The sequence below is a fragment of the Neorhizobium phenanthreniclasticum genome (assembly GCF_040066075.1).
Taxonomy (GTDB): Bacteria; Pseudomonadota; Alphaproteobacteria; order Rhizobiales; family Rhizobiaceae; genus Neorhizobium; species Neorhizobium petrolearium.
The window spans coordinates 74,047-92,038 of record NZ_JBEAAL010000025.1; the positions used below are offsets into that span (position 1 = coordinate 74,047).

General features: G+C 59.8%; 15 protein-coding genes. 5 read left to right on the forward strand and 10 right to left on the reverse strand.

The window, feature by feature from the left end; translation table 11 throughout:
- Positions 1-9 precede the first annotated feature (9 nt).
- From ABK249_RS25610 to ABK249_RS25620, 3 genes are all read left to right on the forward strand, one after another.
- Positions 10-2,205: a GumC family protein gene (locus ABK249_RS25610; protein ID WP_348864411.1), complete on the forward strand. Its 2,196-nt coding sequence runs from the start codon at positions 10-12 to the stop codon at positions 2,203-2,205.
- A gap of 5 nt (positions 2,206-2,210) precedes the next feature.
- Positions 2,211-3,482, forward strand: coding sequence for a polysaccharide biosynthesis/export family protein (locus tag ABK249_RS25615; RefSeq protein WP_348864412.1), 1,272 nt, complete (start codon positions 2,211-2,213; stop codon positions 3,480-3,482).
- 194 nt (positions 3,483-3,676) lie between these two features.
- Positions 3,677-3,958 (forward strand): hypothetical protein, encoded by a 282-nt coding sequence (locus ABK249_RS25620; protein WP_348864414.1) that lies wholly within the window; start codon positions 3,677-3,679, stop codon positions 3,956-3,958.
- A 710-nt stretch (positions 3,959-4,668) separates the two neighbouring features.
- On the opposite strand, the gene ABK249_RS25625 is transcribed toward ABK249_RS25620, so the two are convergent.
- The 4 genes from ABK249_RS25625 to ABK249_RS25640 form a co-directional block, all read right to left on the reverse strand.
- Positions 4,669-5,643: an aliphatic sulfonate ABC transporter substrate-binding protein gene (locus ABK249_RS25625; RefSeq protein ID WP_415926485.1), complete on the reverse strand. Its 975-nt coding sequence runs from the start codon at positions 5,641-5,643 to the stop codon at positions 4,669-4,671.
- Between the two features lie 44 nt (positions 5,644-5,687).
- Positions 5,688-6,458 carry an ABC transporter ATP-binding protein gene (locus ABK249_RS25630; protein ID WP_348864416.1) on the reverse strand — a complete coding sequence of 257 codons (771 nt, stop codon included), beginning with the start codon at positions 6,456-6,458 and terminating at the stop codon, positions 5,688-5,690.
- The gene (locus ABK249_RS25635; RefSeq protein ID WP_348864434.1) at positions 6,455-7,195 is read right to left on the reverse strand and encodes an ABC transporter permease; all 741 of its coding nucleotides are present in this window, start codon (positions 7,193-7,195) and stop codon (positions 6,455-6,457) included. Before ABK249_RS25635 ends, ABK249_RS25630 begins: the two co-directional genes overlap by 4 nt.
- Positions 7,196-7,310: 115 nt before the next feature.
- Positions 7,311-8,747 carry a sulfatase family protein gene (locus ABK249_RS25640; RefSeq protein WP_348864417.1) on the reverse strand — a complete coding sequence of 479 codons (1,437 nt, stop codon included), beginning with the start codon at positions 8,745-8,747 and terminating at the stop codon, positions 7,311-7,313.
- Between the two features lie 164 nt (positions 8,748-8,911).
- Between ABK249_RS25640 and ABK249_RS25645 the strand changes: the two genes are divergently transcribed.
- The gene (locus ABK249_RS25645; RefSeq protein WP_348864418.1) at positions 8,912-9,952 is read left to right on the forward strand and encodes a LacI family DNA-binding transcriptional regulator; all 1,041 of its coding nucleotides are present in this window, start codon (positions 8,912-8,914) and stop codon (positions 9,950-9,952) included.
- A 97-nt stretch (positions 9,953-10,049) separates the two neighbouring features.
- Here ABK249_RS25645 and ABK249_RS25650 read toward each other — a convergent pair whose 3' ends face one another.
- Complete coding sequence (locus tag ABK249_RS25650) at positions 10,050-11,546, reverse strand: sulfatase family protein (RefSeq protein ID WP_348864419.1); 1,497 nt, start codon at positions 11,544-11,546, stop codon at positions 10,050-10,052.
- 43 nt (positions 11,547-11,589) lie between these two features.
- Positions 11,590-12,597, reverse strand: coding sequence for a LacI family DNA-binding transcriptional regulator (locus ABK249_RS25655; protein WP_227705850.1), 1,008 nt, complete (start codon positions 12,595-12,597; stop codon positions 11,590-11,592).
- 148 nt (positions 12,598-12,745) lie between these two features.
- On the opposite strand from ABK249_RS25655, the gene ABK249_RS25660 reads away from it, so the two are divergent.
- Positions 12,746-13,417 (forward strand): SDR family oxidoreductase, encoded by a 672-nt coding sequence (locus ABK249_RS25660; protein ID WP_227705849.1) that lies wholly within the window; start codon positions 12,746-12,748, stop codon positions 13,415-13,417.
- A 21-nt stretch (positions 13,418-13,438) separates the two neighbouring features.
- Here ABK249_RS25660 and ABK249_RS25665 read toward each other — a convergent pair whose 3' ends face one another.
- The 4 genes from ABK249_RS25665 to ABK249_RS25680 all read right to left on the reverse strand — a co-directional run bounded on the left by ABK249_RS25665 (position 13,439) and on the right by ABK249_RS25680 (position 17,992).
- Positions 13,439-14,872, reverse strand: a complete 1,434-nt coding sequence (locus ABK249_RS25665; RefSeq protein WP_348864420.1) for a sulfatase family protein — start codon at positions 14,870-14,872, stop codon at positions 13,439-13,441.
- Positions 14,873-14,903: 31 nt separating this feature from the next.
- Positions 14,904-15,824, reverse strand: a complete 921-nt coding sequence (locus tag ABK249_RS25670; RefSeq protein WP_244446811.1) for a formylglycine-generating enzyme family protein — start codon at positions 15,822-15,824, stop codon at positions 14,904-14,906.
- Positions 15,825-15,900: 76 nt separating this feature from the next.
- Positions 15,901-16,851 carry a DUF4432 family protein gene (locus ABK249_RS25675; RefSeq protein ID WP_037145545.1) on the reverse strand — a complete coding sequence of 317 codons (951 nt, stop codon included), beginning with the start codon at positions 16,849-16,851 and terminating at the stop codon, positions 15,901-15,903.
- Positions 16,852-16,882: 31 nt separating this feature from the next.
- Positions 16,883-17,992 (reverse strand): ABC transporter ATP-binding protein, encoded by a 1,110-nt coding sequence (locus ABK249_RS25680; protein WP_037145543.1) that lies wholly within the window; start codon positions 17,990-17,992, stop codon positions 16,883-16,885.

The following is a 17,992-nucleotide window of genomic DNA, read 5'->3' on the forward strand; positions in this document are numbered from 1 at the left end:
CCGCATGTTTTGAGGCATATCGGAATACGGTTTACAGCAGGTATCGCAATGATCCAGTCGTCGTCGCCTCCTAATGAGCAGGATGGCATCCCTCGTTTCCTCTCGATCATCTGGGAACGCCGGAAGGTCATTTTCCTCTGCATGCTCGCCAGCTTCGCCATCGCCGCATTCGGCTATTTTCACAGCCCTACGCGATACAAGTCCGAGGCAATTCTTGCACTCGACGTCCGCAAGCTCCAGGCTTTGCCAACCGAATCCGTCGTTTCGCCTCTGCCGCAGGAAAGCCCGGTCCTGCGCACGGAGCTTGACATCATAGGATCCAGATTGATGGCCGAACGGGTTCTCATGAGCCTCCAGAAGGCCACTCCGGTCAACGGCCCGCAAGGCAAATACGCCAGCTTATATAACGAACCGGACTCTCTTCCCAACGATGCCGAAACTCGGAAGATGATCGACGATCTGATGAAGAACGTGCGCGTCATCAACGACGGACGATCTTACACCATCTACATTTCCTACTATGCAAGCGACCCGGCTTATGCGGCAATGGTCGCCAATGCCTTTGGCGAAGCTTACATCGACTACCAGATCGACCTTCAGACTACCGCGACACGTCGGGTCAGCGAATGGCTGGGAGAACGCCTTGGCAGCCTGCGCACCAAGCTTGAAGAATCGGAGAGGGTGGCAACGGAGTTCCGCGAGAAATCGGGGCTGATTGACGCCGGCGGCGTCACACTGCAGGCACAGCGACTTTCAGGGCTGAATGTCGAACTGACATCCTTGCAGGCAAGGCTTGCCGGGGCGAAAGCCCGTCTTGCAACTGCTTTGGAAGTGCAAAAGAGCGGTGACGGAATCGGTTTGACCGAGGTTCTTTCATCACCCACGATTCAGGTCCTGCGTACCGAGCAGGCCCGCGTGGTCAGGGCCATTGCGGAAATTGACCAAAGCGGTGCACGCATGAACGCCCAGCTGCCGCAGCTTTCCTCCCAGCTCGCCTCGTTGAAGAAGCAGGTCGAGCAGGAGATTGCCCAGATCATCGGCAGCCTGCGCAACGAGATCGAGGTGAATGAAAAACAACAGGATGAAGTTGAGGCCAAGATCAACGAAGTGCAAGAGGCCATATCCGCAGCCAACATGGCTTTCGTCCAATCCGCTCAACTCGACCGGGAAGCCACTGCAAACCGCACGATCTACGAAACCTATCTTACACGCTACAAGCAAACCATCGAACAGGACGGCATTGCTACTGCCGAAGCGAGAATCATCTCGCGTGCCATGCCGAGCCGCAGGCCCACCAGCCCGGACGCGGCGGTTTGGGGCTTGGCGGGGCTTCTACTGGGAGCGAGCACCGGCCTGGCTGCCGCGTTCGTCCTGAACTTCACGGATCGGTCGATAGGATCCATTTCCTCCCTTCAGCAGAGGACAGGCCTCGCCGTAATCGGCCGCATACCGCGCGTTCCTTCCAACATGCTCAGGAATAGCTTCGACAAGTTCAGTAGCGGCGCTGCCGATTTCTACAGCGCCGTAGCGGAGCTTCAGGCGTATATACAGCTGTCCGACGACAGAACCCGTGTCATTGCGTTTACATCGTCCACTGATCACGAAGGCAAGTCGTTCGTCATCGCAAACCTGGCCCGATCACTGGCCCTGAGCGGTGTCAGGCTGGTCGTAATCGATGCGGATTTGCGCAATCCGGGGCTTAGCCGCGAGTTCGGAATTCAGCCCTTGCCCAACTTCGGACGCGCAATTGCCCGTGAGATTCCCTTCGATGATGTCATCCAACACGATAGCTCCTCTTCCGTGGACGTCATTGTCGCGCACGCGGACGCCGCGCCACCGGATTTCATGCTTGGCAACAAGGGATTTGCCGCTCTCGTCTCGGACATGAGGCAACGCTATGAATTCGTGCTGATCGATGCACCGTCGGCGTCGCACGATCTTGATCTGCTGCGCATCGCAACCCTCGCGGACACTGTCGCCTTCGTGGCCAGAAAAGACGCTGCCGACAGCGCAATCATCCAGAATGCAGTCATCAAGCTTCGCGTGGCGGGCAGGCCTATCATCGGAATCATTCTCAACGGTGTCCATCGAGCGAAACAGCGGCGCCGGTCACGTTGGATCATGAGCTTCAAGGCAAAAAACCAGGCCATGCAAAAGCCGGCATACAATCCCCGTCCCCCAATCGCTGTCTCGAATACGAGGTGAAGAACATGCGATTCACGCGTCCCGCCCGACACTCATATCCGCAACGGCGATCCTGGTTCAGGAATACCCTCCTGCTCCTGATCCTGCTCTTGTCGCCAATGCAAGTATCGGCCTCGGAGATCTCGGCCTACAAGGTCGCCATTGGCGATGTGTTGATGATATCCGTCTATGGGGATAACGGCCTGACTGGCCTTTTCCCGGTCAGCGTGGAAGGCACCATCGGCTATCCTATCCTTGGCAACATCGAGGTCGTTGACAAGACCGTTGACCAGATCGGCACCCAGATCGGCCAGGATCTCGCAAAGCATTTGGCCAATCTGTCGGTTGCCGTCGCCGTGAAGGAATATGCGCCTATCTTCATTGTCGGCGATGTTCAGAAACCCGGAAAGTACGAATACCGCCCCGGCATGACCGTGCTGGAACTGTTTGCACTCGGCGGTGGATTGCGCGAGCCGACGGCACGAACGGACATGTCCGGCGTCCAACTCATTTCTGCGCAACAGGAATACGAGGACATGTCGCTGCAGTTGCTGTCCCAGGACGTCAAGCGCGTTCGACTGGAGGCAGAGCTGAACAATGCTGAATTCGAGTACAAGACCAACGAAATCGGATTGACCAGGGATCCTGCCGTCGTTCAGAAGATCGTCGATGCGGAGCGAAGCCTTTACAAGCTCCGGCTGTCGGTCATGCAGGACGAAAAGACCAACCTGGAAGGGCAGCGGCAGAACTTTATCCAGGAAATCGATACTCTCGAAAAGAGCGCCTCCCTGCGCAATGAGCAATTCGATCTCTTGGGGCTCGATGTCAATGCCTCGGAAGAGCTCGTAACACGGGGAGCCGCCTCCCAATCCGCTCTCAGGGAACGCAAACGGGAGTTGCTGGCAATGAACCAGCAGTTGCTTGAATCAAGTTCCTTCCTCGCTCGCGCGCAACAGAACAAGAACGAAGTCGAACGACGAATCCTGGAACTTGAAAGCAAACGCCATAATGATGCGGCCACTGAATTGAGGGACATCGAGCTCGACATGATCCGGCTGCAGAAAAAAATCGCTTTCAGTTTGCAGACAATCGCCGAGATCGGCGCGACGGCAAGGCGCGTGAGCAGTCTCGAAGACATGATTGAGACGAAATTCTCAGTCGTACGTCCAGTCAGCGGCGAATATAGGGAAATGGCGGCGGGAGAGCATACGCGCATACAGGCCGGCGATGTCGTTCGCGTAAGCCTTGCCCCATCCGGCTCTCTCTCCGCCTCAAAGAGTATCGCAAAGATGAACTGAAAGAGCTCCGCGTCCTTTGCGCATCCTCCGGATGCGTGCGCTGTGTCTGCGTCGCGGGCGCTCACGGCCAGGCTCTCAGGCCTGATCGAGAGCGCTCTTCGCATTTTCCTGCCCTCTCAGACACCAGCCCGATCCGGCTTATGAGGGATGCCTAGCTCACGTCCTTCGGTCAAAAACGCCTGACGGAGTTTAGGATGGAACCGACAATTAACGCCCTTGGATATCGCATGGTTGGACGGGATGCGCTCATCATCATGAGCGACGGCAAAAGTTGCCAACCCGTCCAGATCTCACGCGATGCCTTGACAGGCATCCAGTCCCCTCCCCGGTGTGATGCTACCCAGCTTGCGCAATATCTCGATGTCTTCGCCGAAATCGCAACCCGAAAGATCGAAACCGAAAAGGCTGCATTCGACGGACGCATATCGATCACTGGTGACGACGTGCGGGCCTGGCGTTCCCTTAACAGGAAATGAACGAAGGGCCGACGGCGCCCAAGCTCCCCGCCATACGGCCGCTGGAGTCCACTACCGCCTTGCACTTATGGGCGCGACCTCACCGAACGGCTTCGAGACAATCCGTCAGGGATAACGAAATGTTCAACGCCTATACTTCTAATAGACGAATTGAATGAGAATGCTATTCGGCGCCTTCTTTGATTGCCCGCGCCCCCATTCCTTGCGGGTACCCGGTACTACGGCCGTACCACGGGTGGGCTCGCTCTAACCCCCGGAGCGAGCCCGTCATCCGCCGTAACATTCGGCAATGCCGTGTAACGATGGGTGTAGATGAATTCTCACGCCTCCGCGGTCCGAAATTGAGCGCGATATCTCCGCCAAACAAAATTCTTCATGAGATACGATTACGGATCTGGAACCGCGGACCATTCATGACGGCTCATGAAGTCATAAACGGTCCGCGGCGTCCCCTCGTATGAGCCGAATGTCGTAGAACTGCCGGAGAAGCAAGGCTCAACCGCCTGGGGCCATCGATCGGAGGATTTTCAACTGACGCGGCTACAGCGTCAATTTACGGAAAATACTCCCTGCGAGAGAAAGCTGTGGATTTTTCGCTGTAAGGCACCAGTTGCTGGGCTTAAGCGCAAAACGTAGCATACCGACAGATTTCACGACGCTGGACGGTATCCGCTCCCCGTCGAAGAGACTCGGCGAGGAGCGATAAAGGCTCAAGCGCCGGTAAACAGGTCAGCCGTGTAGAATTGCTCTGGCGGCAGCGGATCTTTCACCGTGCCGAATTCCTGGAACATCTTGTTGAAGTCCGACAGCCACTTGTTGACGGTGCCGTCCTTGGTGAAGTCGTCCAGTTCCTTGGCTGTCAGCATCTTGCGGCTGCGAGCAACCTTCTCGGTGGCATCAGCCGGGGCGTTGAGGAAGGCCGTGGTGATCTGGATGGACCTCTCGAGGTTGGCGGCGCGATAGTCCATCGCCTTCTTCATGACGCGCAGGAATGTCTTCACGAGGTCCGGGTTCTCTTGGACGATCTCGTTGCGTGCGACGAATGTGTTGATGAACGAGGTCTGCGGGTAGAAATCCTGGTTCGATGCCAGCTCCTTCATGTCCGGCACGCGTGGCTTGATCGTGTCGATCAGCGGATACCAGATGCCGGCGCCGTCGATCTGCTTCGATGTGAAGGCGGAGACAACCGTCGCCGGGTCCATCGGCACCACCTGGATGTCGCCGATCGTCATGCCGGCCTTGGTCAGCGCCATGCGCAGGATCATGTCGCCGGACGTCCCCTGGGGCACGCCCACCTTCTTGCCTTTGAGATCGGCGATCGAGTTGATGCCGGACTGCACAATGACACGGTCGGAGAAGCCAATGTCGTTGACGCCGATCACCTTGGCGCGGCCGCTCGCCGGCAGCCACAGGGCTCCCGGACCGATCGTGCCGAAGTTCAGGCTGCCAGCGCCCATCGCCTGGATCTGGATCGGACCGTTGGTGAAAACCTTCACCGATGGCGTGATGCCTTCGGCTTCCCACAGCTTCTGGTCCTCGGCGATCGCCAGCACACTGGCATTCGGGAAGTCCGCAATATAGCCGATGGTCATGTCGGCGGATTGGGCACGCGCCCCTCCGCCGATCGAAAACGCATTCGCGGCAGTGATCGCCGCTGTCGTCTTGATCATATTTCGTCTCGTCAGCATGTTCATCTCCTCCTTGTGACAGCCGATGATATGGCAGTGTTTCAGGCCGCGGCCGGGTGATAGACCGATCGCCAGACTTCGTTGCGCAACGTCGAAAATTCCGGCGAAAGGCGCATCTCCTCGGTGCGCGGATAGGGCAGATCGACCGGGATGATCCTGTGAAGTCTGCCCGGACGGGCGGCCATGACCACGACGCGGCTCGCCAGATAGACCGCCTCGTCGACATCGTGGGTGATGAAGATCACCGTGCGCCGCTCCTTGCTCCAGGTGGCCAGCAGCTGATCCTGAAGCTGGACGCGGGTCAAAGCATCCAGTGCTCCGAAAGGCTCATCCATGAGCAAAATCTTCGGGTTGACGGCATAGGCACGCGCGATCGCGCAACGCTGTTTCATGCCACCCGACAGCGTCTTCGGCAGCGAGTCCGCAAAGTCGCTCAAGCCGACAAGCCCGATGAAGTGATCGGCGATCCTGCGACGATCCGCCTTGGGGTGCCCGGCAATCTGCAGGCCGAACTCGACATTCTCGCGAACTGTCAGCCAGGGGAAGAGCGCATATTGCTGGAAGATCACGCCACGTTCGGGTCCCGGCCCTTTCACCGGCACATTGTCGACGAGCACCTGGCCCGAGGACGGCGCCGTCAAGCCGGCGGCGATGTTCATGGCGGTGGATTTGCCGCAGCCGGACGGGCCTACCACGGTGATGAATTCGCCGTCTTCGATATCGAGATTGAGGCTCTGCAACGCGTTGAAGGACGTCTGACCGGCAATGTTGAACGTCTTCGTGACGTTCTGGAACGAAATCTTGATGCTCATAGCTTTTCCTGCCAGGCGGTCAGCACGTTATCGAGTGCCATGACGATCCGGTCCATGATGAGGCCGAGGACGCCGATCGCGATGAGGCTGACGAAGATTGTCGGAAGGTCGTAATAGAGCTGCGCCTGCTGCATGCGGAAACCGAGGCCGGACTGCGCCGCGATGAGTTCTGCCGCCACCACGGTCGCCCAGGACGAACCGAGGCCGATGCGGACGCCGACCATGATATAGGGCAGCGATGCCGGCACGATGACCCGACGGAAGATGGTGAAGTCGTTGGCACCGAGAACACGGGCGGCGTTGATCAGCGTCTTGTCCACGTTGACGACCCCCTGATAGGTCGCGACGACGCTCGAGAGAAACGACGCCAGGAAGATGACGAAGATCTTCGGCGTCTCGTCGATGCCCATGGTGACAATCGCCAGCGGGATGATGGCGAGCGGCGGGATCGTGCGGAAGAACTGCACATAGGGCTCGATAATGCCGCGGGCGGTGCGGTACCAGCCCATCAGGAAACCGGTGGGGATCGCCACGGCGATGCCGAGCGCAAAGCCGGTGAAGACGCGGCCGAGGCTCGCCAATGCATCGGACCAGAGAAGCCCGTTCTGCGCTTGAATGATCGCCTGCCTGGCAACCGCGAGCGGTGTCGGCAGGCCGACGACGCCCTGCGCGGTCACGATCGCCCAAAGAAGGATGCCGAAGACAACAGCGGCGATATTGATCGCCAGCATGCCCATCGGACGCGACAGCAGGGACGGCCGCTGTGTGGGCCCCAGCTTTTCCTCGGTCGTTGGAATTGACAAGGTCATGCCTCCCTCACGAAAGCTTGTCCGGTTTGCGAATATCGACGGCTCATCGGGCACCGGCCATCACGTCGCGCGTCTTGAAATTCGACTCGATCAGCCAGTCGCGCATCACGTCCAGAAGCTCCCGCTTCTTTTCGGCATAGGCCGGATCGCTCCAGAGGTTCTTCACCTCCTTCGGGTCGCTTTCGAGATCGAAAAGCTGCCCCTCGGATGAGCCTTTGAAATGGACGAGCTTCCATCGGTCGCTTCTGACGCCGGTCATGAATTCCACGCCGCCGGCCATCGCCACATCACCGATCTGCTCGCAGAAGACATGGGCGCGCGGCGTCCAGTCCTTGCCTTCCAGCGCCGGCTTGAGGCTCTGCGCTTCGAAGGATTTCGGCGGCGTGATGCCTGCATATTCAAGGATCGTCGGACCGAGGTCGAAGAGCTGGCATAGCCCGTCGATCGAGCGGCCGCCCTCGAACCGGTTTGCCGTCGACCAGATGACCGTGGGCACGCGCGTGACGATGTCGTACATCGACCATTTCTGGATCAGGCCGTGTTCGCCGAGGCATTCGCCATGGTCGGACGTGAAGATGACGATCGCATCCTCCAGGTAACCGCGGGCCTTGAGCGCCTCGAGCAGTTCGCCGACCTTCTCGTCGATCAGCGTGACATTGCCGAGGTAGTGCGCCCAAAGCCGCTGCATCTGGTCTGGCGTCGGATCGAGGTTCCAGACGACGGAATCATGATCGACCTCGACGTCATGCCTGCGCTTGTCCTTCAGCTCCTGATGAAGCGAATCCAGCTCTTCCTTCGCCGGTTTCGGCAGCGGCAGGTCGTTGCGTTTCAGATAGGGCTCCGAATAACGGGCTGGCGGATCGAACGGCGGATGCGGTCCTGGGAAGCCGACCTGCAGGAACAGCGGTTCGGTCGGCGGATAGGTATCCACCCACCACTTCGCCATGTTTCCGACGAACGCGTCGGCATGCAGCTCTTCGGGCAATTCCCAGTCGAAGCAGCCGAGCCGGTCGCGGTAGTCGTCGAGCTTGCGGTAGAGTTCGCGTTGCTGCTTGACGAGGCCATTGGCGGCAAGCGCCTTGTCCCACTCATCGAAATACCAGCGGCCTTCCATGTAGCGGTCCTTGTTTTCCACCACATAACGTTCATGGAAACCGGAATCCGAATTGTAAGGGATGGTGTGCATCTTGCCGACGTTGACGCAGCGATAACCCGCATCCCGAAGCTGCTCGACCCAGGTCCGCTGCCATTTCTGACCGTTCGCCAGTACGCCCGTCGTATGCGGATAGTAGCCGGTGAAGAGGCTCGCACGAGACGGAACGCAGCTCGGCGCCGTGATATGGCAATTGGTCAGCGCCACGCCCTTCTCGACGAGAGCATCGATATTGGGCGTCACCGCATAGGGGAATCCGAGCGCCGCGATCGAATCGTAGCGCTGCTGATCCGTCATGATCAGAATGATGTTTGGCCTTTCAGCCATATGTCCTGCTCCTCCACGCCGCCGGTTTTCGGCTGGCGCCAATCATTTCGGGCTAAAGAAACTGGTTTTGTCCCTCTTCCGCTTGCCTCACCATCAAAACGATGGCACAAAGTTAACGGTAACGCAACGATCACTCATACGTTTTTTTGGGCTCCGGAATGAATATGGGCATTGCTGACAAAGAGACGCGCAACGTCCCGACCCTGGCCTCGATTGCGGAGCGGGTGGGCGTTTCGGTCAACACGGTCTCGCGGGCGCTGCGCGCTCCGAATACGGTGCGGGTCGAGCTTCGCCGCCGCATCAACGCGGCGATGGAAGAGCTGAACTACGTGCCGAACCGCCTTGCCGGGGGCCTCTCGGGGACACGCTCGGATATCGTCGGTGTCGTCGTCACCTCGCTCTATTATTCGGAATTTGCCAGTATCGTCGACACACTGCAGTCGGGCCTGCTGGAGCAGGATCTCCAGGTGATGCTGGCCAATACCAGATACAATCCCGACCAGGAGGTACGCCTGGTCCGCTCGATACTCAGTTGGAGGCCGGCGGCGGTCGCCATCATCGGCGTCGATCATCCCCCGAAGGTGGTGGAACTCCTGAAGGCCTCAGGCATCCCGATCATCGAGATGTGGGACGTCGGGGGCGAGGTAATCGATACGGCGGTCGGCATGGATCACGCGAGCATCGGCGCGGCACAGGCCGCCCATCTGATCGCTGAAGGCTATGCACGCCTGGCGTTTGTCGGCAGCCTTCGCGAAAACGACAGACGCGCCCAGAAGCGGTTACGCGGCGCTGAAGCCGCGGTTGTCGCGGCAGGGCTTCCGGAAATCGTGAGGTTCACCGCCCAGCAAAACGGCAGCCCGGATCTCGGAGAGCGTCTGACCCACGAATTGCTGGAGCAGCGTCCCGAGGTCGACGCCATTGTCTGCAACAGCGATGTCGTCGCATTTGGCGCCCTGCGGGCGCTCAAGAGGCGCGGCAGGCGGATACCGGGTGAAATCGGCGTCATCGGGTTCGGAGACAACGAGGCATCAAGCTGCGTCAGCCCGTCTCTCACGACGATCCGTCCCGATCGTGAGCGCATCGGCAAGCTGACCGCGGAAGCGATCCTTGCACGGATCAACGATGGAGCACCGAAGACGACAGTTGTCGATTGGGAGCTTATCATCCGTGAAAGCACCCGGCGGCGGGACTCTCAAAATCAGTGAGAGTTCGCCTGTCATAGTGGCCGCAAAAAACCTGCCTGTGCGCCGCCTGCCCTCGTGAAGGTGTGGCGTGGGTGTCGCACCTTCCCGCCTCTGAAAGTTACCCCCCGCCCTGACGGGCATTGCTTTCCGGTGTGCGCCCGGAATTGGCGCCAAGCTTGACGCTTGCCAACGTCCACCCTTGCGTCTTGAGCGAGCTTCTGATCCGCCATTTCAGGATTTCGGTGATGAGTTCCTGCCTGGTCGCCTGATACGCCGGATCATCCCAGAGATTGTCGATTTCCTTCGGGTCGTTGTCCATGTCGAACAGCTGTCCCTCGTCGCTGTCGACGAAGTGGACGAGCTTGTAACGCTGGCTGCGGATCATCGTCATGAATTCCGTGCCGTTGAAGATCCGGTCTCCCGCATGTTCGGAGAACACGAATTTCCGCGGCTCGCATTCCTCGCCATCAAGGTAAGGCAGGAGCGACTGTGCCTCCATCCAGTCCGGAACCGGCAGGCCGGCGAGCTCCAAAATGGTCGGCGCGAAATCGAAGAGTGACACCAGATCATCGACCACCCTGCCCTCCGCCACGCGGCCGGGCGCCCAGACGATCGCCGGCACGCGGACGCTCTGCTCATACATCGACCATTTCTGGCTGTGGCCGTGGTCGTTGAGACTGTCGCCGTGGTCGGAGGTGAAGATGATGATCGTGTCATCGAGTACGCCGCGCCGCTCGACCGCCTCGATGAGTTTGGCCATCTGCGCGTCGATCATCGAGACATTCGCGAAATAGTGCTGCCGCTGGCGCCGTAACTGCTCCTTGGTCGGGTTCGCGAGATGCACGACCGCGTCATGGTCTACGGCGAGATGCTGCTCCCGCAATTTTTTCAAGGCTGTCGGCTGAGAGGCTAGATCCTCGTCGCTGAGGATTGCTTCCGGCAGGTCGGCATCGGCGTAGAGATCGAGATATTCCTGGGTCGGATCGTAAGGCGGATGCGGCCCAGGAATGCCGATCTGCAGGAAGAACGGTTCGTTGCCCGTATAGGAATCCAGCCACATCTGGGCGAATTCCGGCACGAAATTATCCGAATGCAGTTCGTCGGGCAGTTCCCAGACGAAGGCGCCGAGGGAGGAGCGATAATCCTCCCGCCGGCGATAGGTTACGCGGCTCGGCTTTTCGAAACCTCGGGTCCAGATCGCCTTGTCCCAATGATCGAGAAAGAACGGCAGGCGCGCCGTGGCGCGATCCTTGTTCTCCACCACGTGTCGTTCGTGGAAACCGAAGGAGTCCTCGAAGGGCGAAGTGTGCATCTTGCCGATATTGACGCAACGATAGCCGGATTCGGCCAGTTGCTGGACCCAGCTGAAGGCCCAGGGCTCGTCATTGCGAAAAACCCCGTTGGTGTGCGGATAGACACCGGTGAAAAGGCTCGCCCGCGACGGCGCGCAGGACGGCGACGTTACATAGGTCTGCCGGAAATAGGTGCCTTCCCCGACCATCCGGTCGAGGGTCGGCGTCTTCATGTAGGGGAACCCGCCGGCGGCAATCGTATCGAAACGCTGCTGATCCGTGATCACGAAGATGATGTTCGGACGCTCCTGGGACTTTGGCACCTGTTCCTCCGGGAATTGAGCTTGCAAGATCGCGGATCTCCGGTCAGCCGGATGCCCGCACGATATGTTCGAAGCCGAGATCGATGGATACCGGCGCGCCCTCGCCCCGGAATCTTTCGAGCAACAGCTCTCCCGCCCGCCGGCCGATCTCGCGATCCGGGGGGCGGACGGAACTCAGCGACGGCGAGGTCGTCGTCGCGAAATCGAAGTCGCCATAACCGCAGAGCCTGACATCGTCCGGAACGCGGATGCCGAGACGGACGGCCTCGAACAGCGCGCCGAGACAGAGCATGTCGTTTGAAAAGAAGATCGCCTGCGGCGCGTCTGCCCGGCTCATCAGCTCGCCAAACGCCGTGGCACCGACCTTCGACGAGGCCCGCTCGGGCACGGTGAATTCTTCCAGATGAAGCCCGTCCTCCCGCGCGATATCGCGAAAACCTGCGCCACGATCAGCTGCCCGACGGTCGCCGGGCAGCGCCACGAGCACAAGCCCGAGGCGACGGACACCGAGGTTTGCAAAATGCCGGGCGACCCGCCGCCCGACATCCCGGTGCGAGAAGCCAATATTGCTGTCTATCGCGCCGTCCAGATATTCGCCTACTTCCACGACCGGCAGACCGTCCTCGAGCAGCACTTTCAACGTGCCGCGCGAATGATGCCGCCCGACCAGGACGATACCGGCCGGAGACCAGGAAAGCAGCGACTTGACGAGCTCTTCCTCGCGTTCGATGGAATAGTCATTGGATGCCAGCATAACTTGATAACCACGGCGGTTCAGGACGCTGCTCATCTCTTCCAGCATGAGCGCGAAGACGGAATTGTTGAGCGTCGGCACGACAACGGCCACCATCTTGCTGCGCGTTGCAGCCAGGCTGCCCGCCATGACGTTCGGCACATAGGAAAGCGCCTGCGCCGCCTCTGCGATCCGCGCACGAATCTTTTCCGACACGGCATCAGGCTCATTGTAGAAGCGGGAAACCGTCGTGACGGATACGCCCGCCATGCGGGCGACATCAGCCATTTTCGGACGACCGGACTGCAGCTGTTTCACCTGGCCTTTCACCGGCTCGCCCTTTTTGGAAGCGTTTTCATTTCTTGTCTTCGTAATGCCAGTTTTGCAGCTGGTCAATGCAATTTTTGCCTTGACGCATGCAGTGAAAACGATACCAATTTTCCAGATTCAATATTGCGAGTGACTCATGGCGACCATACTGATTACCGGCTGCGACCGCGGCCTTGGCGAAGAATTTGCGCTACAATATGCGGCAAAAGGCGACCATGTCATCGCGACCTGTCTCTCCCCCGCTGGTTTCTCGGCAAGACATCGCCTGGGCCCGAATGTCGATGTCGTCGGGCTTGATGTAACGGATGAAGGCGCCGTGCTGCAGCTTGCCGCCGATCTTCAGGACCGGGAGATCGATATCCTCATCAACAACGCCGGAATTCCCGGCCCGCACCTTTCGCTGGCGGACACCGACCTCCACCTTTGGCGCCGGATGCTGGAAGTCAATCTCATCGCCCCTTTCGTCGTCTCGAAGGCATTCATCGAAAACGTGGCGCGAAGCGAGCAAAAGGTGATCGCGTTCATCTCCAGCCGCATGGGTTCGATCAGCCTCAACAATACCGGCATTTCCTACGCTTACCGGTCCAGCAAGGCCGGCCTCAACATGGTGATGAAAAGCTTCGCGATCGATCTCGCGCCGCGGCAGATCTGCGTGCTTGGCATCCATCCCGGCAACGTACCGTTCGCCGCCGATGCGGGGCTTGCCGCATCGGCAAGCGTCAACCGCATGCGGGAAATCATTGCCGAGGCAGGGCCGCATCAGACCGGCACATTCTACAATTACAATGGCCAGATTCTGCCTTGGTGAGGGCTTCTGCCCCCCATATGTCTAGCGGTCGACCTCGATCTGTAACTGTGCAAGCAATCGATCGCGGACTTCGGCGGCACTTTCCCAAAGATTCTCGGTTTCGAGCGGATCTTTTTCGAGGTCGAACAGCAAGCCGGTCTCGAACGTCTCCGGCGTCAAGCTGCCGAATTGCAGGTTCTCCTGGAATATTTCGGTCGTGAAGCCGACAAGCAGCTTGTAGCGCCCATCGGTGATTGCCCGCCAGCCGCCGAGGCCGGAGGTCAACAGCCGACCTTCGGGCGGTCTCTCGCCTTTCAGAATGCGGGTCAGGTCACAACCCTCATAGTCGCCCGGGACGGCAAGTTCCGCATGGGAAAGGAATGTGACGGGGAGATCGAGAAGGTTTGCAAGCAGACCCGGCACATGTCCCTGCGGCTTTACGCCGGGTCCCGCGAGCACCAGAGGCACCCGCACCGAGGCCTCGTACGGCACCTGTTTCTTCCAAAGATTTCGGTCGCCAAGCATCTCGCCGTGGTCGCTGGCGAAGACGATCAGCGTTTCGTCGAGTTGCCTGATCTCCCGCAACGTCTCGATATAGACGCCGAGCCAGCGGTCAACATTCTCGAGCATCGCGGCATAACGCCGACGGATGTCCTGCTGCAGCGCGGCATCGGCATTGTCTCTCAGATGCGGGAGCGGAAACTTAACGTCCTTCCAGCGGGTGGCCATGTCTGCAGTTACGTCCATCGGCTCGTGCGGACCGGGGAAATTGACGATCAGGAACCAGGGTTTTGCCGGATCGAAGTCACGGATGATGCGGTCCGCCGCCGCTCCGACGAAATTGTCGTTATAGGCATCGCCCGGCAGGTCGACCGGCGCCACGTTGGCATAAGCATCGGGCGGCCTTTGGATGCGGCCTTCGATCCAGTCCGCCATCGGCGTTTTTTCCTTTCCGACCGAACGATGCGCATAATCGGCCATGAAGCGGTCTATCAGGCCGCGGTGTTTCAGCATTTCGGTATAGGGTTCGGGACAACCTTCGGCATAGGCTTTTTCGGCCGCCTTCTTGCCGGCGCTGTCGAAGCCGTGACTGAAGCCAAGTTGGGCAAGCTGATCGACGCCATTCACCACGTGCCGGCCGTCGATGCCCCAGCTATGAGCGCCCTTGAGCAAATCGGATTTGCCTGCATTGGCGACCTGATATCCGCCGTGACGCAGGCGGGCATAAAACGTGGGGGTGTCGGGCGGGTTGTCCATCAGATTGTTGGCGACGGGTGCCCGGCCGTAGCCCTTGCCGGTTGCAAAGCAGGAGCGTGCCGGCGCACAGAGGGGACTGGGCGTCCAAGCTCGGCCGAAGGAAACGCCTCTTGCGATCAGCGCATCGATGTTCGGCGTGCGCAACGGCAAGTTACTGATCGCGCCCAGCCAGTCGCCGCGCCACTGGTCGGGAAAAAGCATCAGGATATTCGGACGCATGGCAGCTTTTTCCTCCCGGCCAACTAGCATGTCAGATCGCGTCGCCCTCGCACGGCTGCGCATCGTAGGCGATGCGGAAGCCGGTATTGCTCGACGCGCTGTCCGGCGAAAGCCCCATACGGGCGGCGATCCGGTAGCGGTAGCAATAACTCTTGTGGCAGAGGAAAGAGCCGCCCTTCAGCACCTTGTCGGCGCTCTTCTTCGACTGTTCGTTGCGCAGCTTCGCCTGACGCGATAGCGAGCGAACCCGGAACGGATCGCTCGTCCACTCCCAGACATTGCCGGACAGATTGTAGAAACCGTCCCCTGTCGGCGTGAAACTGCGCGAGGGTGCCGTGCCGAAATAACCGTCCGCCAGAGTATTCACCTGCGGAAACCGTCCCTGCCAGATGTTGCAGAACACTTCGTCGTCCGTCGGCTCCTCGTTACCCCAGGGATATTTCCGCCGGCGATTGCCGCCACGCGCCGCATGCTCCCATTCCGCCTCCGTCGGCAAGCGACCGCCGACCCAGGCGGCAAAGGCGAGCGCATCGTTCCAAGACACCTGCGTCACCGGATGATCCATGCGGTCTTCGATCGAACTGCCCGGTCCTTCCGGCATGTTCCAGACCGCGCCATCCACACGTACCCACCAGGGCGTGCGGGCGACATTTTCGGCGATGAGCTTCTGATCCTCGAGCAGGCCGACAAACACCGCGGCGCAGCCGAACTTTTCCGCCTCGGTGACATAACCGGTGGCTGCCACAAATTCGGCGAAGCGAGAGACGGTGACGGTTTCGGCTTCGAGGAAAAAATCGGTGACTGTGACCCTGCGTTCCGGGCCTTCGCCATCGACGGTCAGGATCGGCTCACAGGTTCCAACAAAGCTTTCGCCGCCCTTCACCGCGACAACCACGCCGGCCCTGCCGCGCGTCGTGATCCTCGCAGCAGCGCCCAATACTTCATTTCCCATATTCCGGCTCACCGCCGAACAGCATCCGCTCATTGTTTCTTCCAAGCTCCCCATATCGGTGAGCCCCTGCCGGACATTATCTGCCGCTGTCGAAAAGCATCTCGAGATGGAACATATGCGTGCCGCCGCGCTCCGTCGGCCCCAGAGCGCCTGCCTCGCGCAATTCCTTTCGCGGTAGGCGATCATGCGTCGCCGGCTCGATGCAGAACACATTTACACCATCGTGCGAGTTGCGAAGCGTCTGCAGGAAAGGCAGTTTCCGCCCGTCATATTTCAGGCGGAAGCGCGAACCGCCGCCGGCACCAGCCGCTAGCTCGACCTCCGATACCGACGCGCCGGAGGGGCGGGTCTTGATCTTATTCTCGCCCAGGCAATCCACTGAGATATCTTCGCCGTTGAGATGCAGCACGCTTGCCGGGGTCATCGCCGGAAAACCAAGGTTGATGTGATACATCGCCATGATCGGCAGATTGCCGGACAGCACGGTGACGCGGTCGGAAACCACCAGCGAGCGGCCTCCGAGCGGCACATAGACATGCCGCTGCAGCCGGATCGTGCCGTGGTTCAGGTTGAACTGGGTCACCTCGGCCTTGACCCGGAAGAGGCATTCGTCACCATCCCAGACCGTATCCGTGGTGGTGATCTTCGACGGCAGGTTCATCATGTTGCCGTGTAAAGGGAAACTGCGCCCCTGATCGGTGTCCGGCTGGCGGATATGGTCAAAGCCGCAGGTCATCATCAGACCGGAAAGAGCGTTGTTCTCGCCGATCAGGGACGGGAGGGGCGTCCCCATCGGGCTGATCCAGCCGAACGGGATATTGTCGCACCAGACCTGGCCGATATCGCAGCACCGGTCCGGCAGGAGATCGATCCGCAATCCGCCACCGCTGTCGATCTGGAGGAGCCGCATGCCGCGGCCCGCCCCGTCCTCGACCGTCATCCTCTTGAAGCCCGCCACTTGCATGAGATCGGGAAAAACTCGTCCGAGTTCGCGCTTCGTGAACGTCTGGCCGAACAATATCACCATTTCAGCACCTCGCACCTGACCAATTGATTTGTCATTCGGCCAGAAGGCTGTCGCCGCTTGCGGTATCGAAAACGTGCCAGCGATCTGCGACCGGGCGGATGTTCAGGACATCGTTCGCCGCCGGCGCCGCCGCCATTCCTTCCGGCACGCGCACGCCGATCGGCCCGAGCGCCGACTGGCCGAAGATGAATATCTCGTGGCCCAACCATTCCGTGACATTGACCTTGACCTCGAGCGCGCCCTTCGTGCCGGTCGCAACGATCTCGAAATGCTCCGGTCGGATACCGACCTTGACCTGCCTGCGGGAGGCCATCCCGTCAGCAAGCTTCGCCTGCCGCTCCGGCGACACCGGCAGCGACATTCCACTGGCGCCACCGAGCCAGAGTCCACCGTCGATCATCTCGACCTGGCTCGCCACGAGATTCATCTCCGGCGTGCCGATAAAGGTCGCCACGAAGGTATTTTTCGGCCTCAGATAGAGATCCTGCGGCGAGCCGATCTGCTGCAGCTTGCCGTCCTTCAGGAGCGCGATGCGGTCCGCCATCGTCATCGCTTCCACCTGGTCGTGGGTGACGAAGATCGAGGTTGCGTTGAGCCTTTCGTGCAGGCGGCGGATCTCGATGCGGGTCTGGGCGCGCAGCTTTGCATCGAGGTTGGAAAGCGGTTCGTCGAACAGGAAGAGTTTCGGATTGCGCACGACGCAGCGCCCCATTGCGACGCGCTGACGCTGGCCGCCGGAGAGCTGTCCCGGCTTGCGGTTTTCAAGGCCGCCGAGATCGAGCATGACGACAGCTTCCTTGACCCGCCGGTCGATTTCGGCCGGATCCTCGCCACGCATCCGGAGCGCAAAGGACATGTTGTCCCTGACCGTCATATGTGGATAGAGCGCATAGGACTGGAAAACCATCGCAAGGTCGCGGGCCGACGGGTCGAGATGGGTAATGTCCTCGCCATCAACCATGATCTTGCCGGACGTCGTTTCCTCCAGCCCCGCAATCATCTTGAGCAGTGTCGATTTTCCGCTGCCGGAAGGCCCGACCAGAACCAGAAACTCGCCGGAATTGATCTCAAAATCAATGCCGGGAATGACCTCGACCGCGCCGTAGGATTTACCGACTTTCTGAAGCTGCAAATGTGCCAT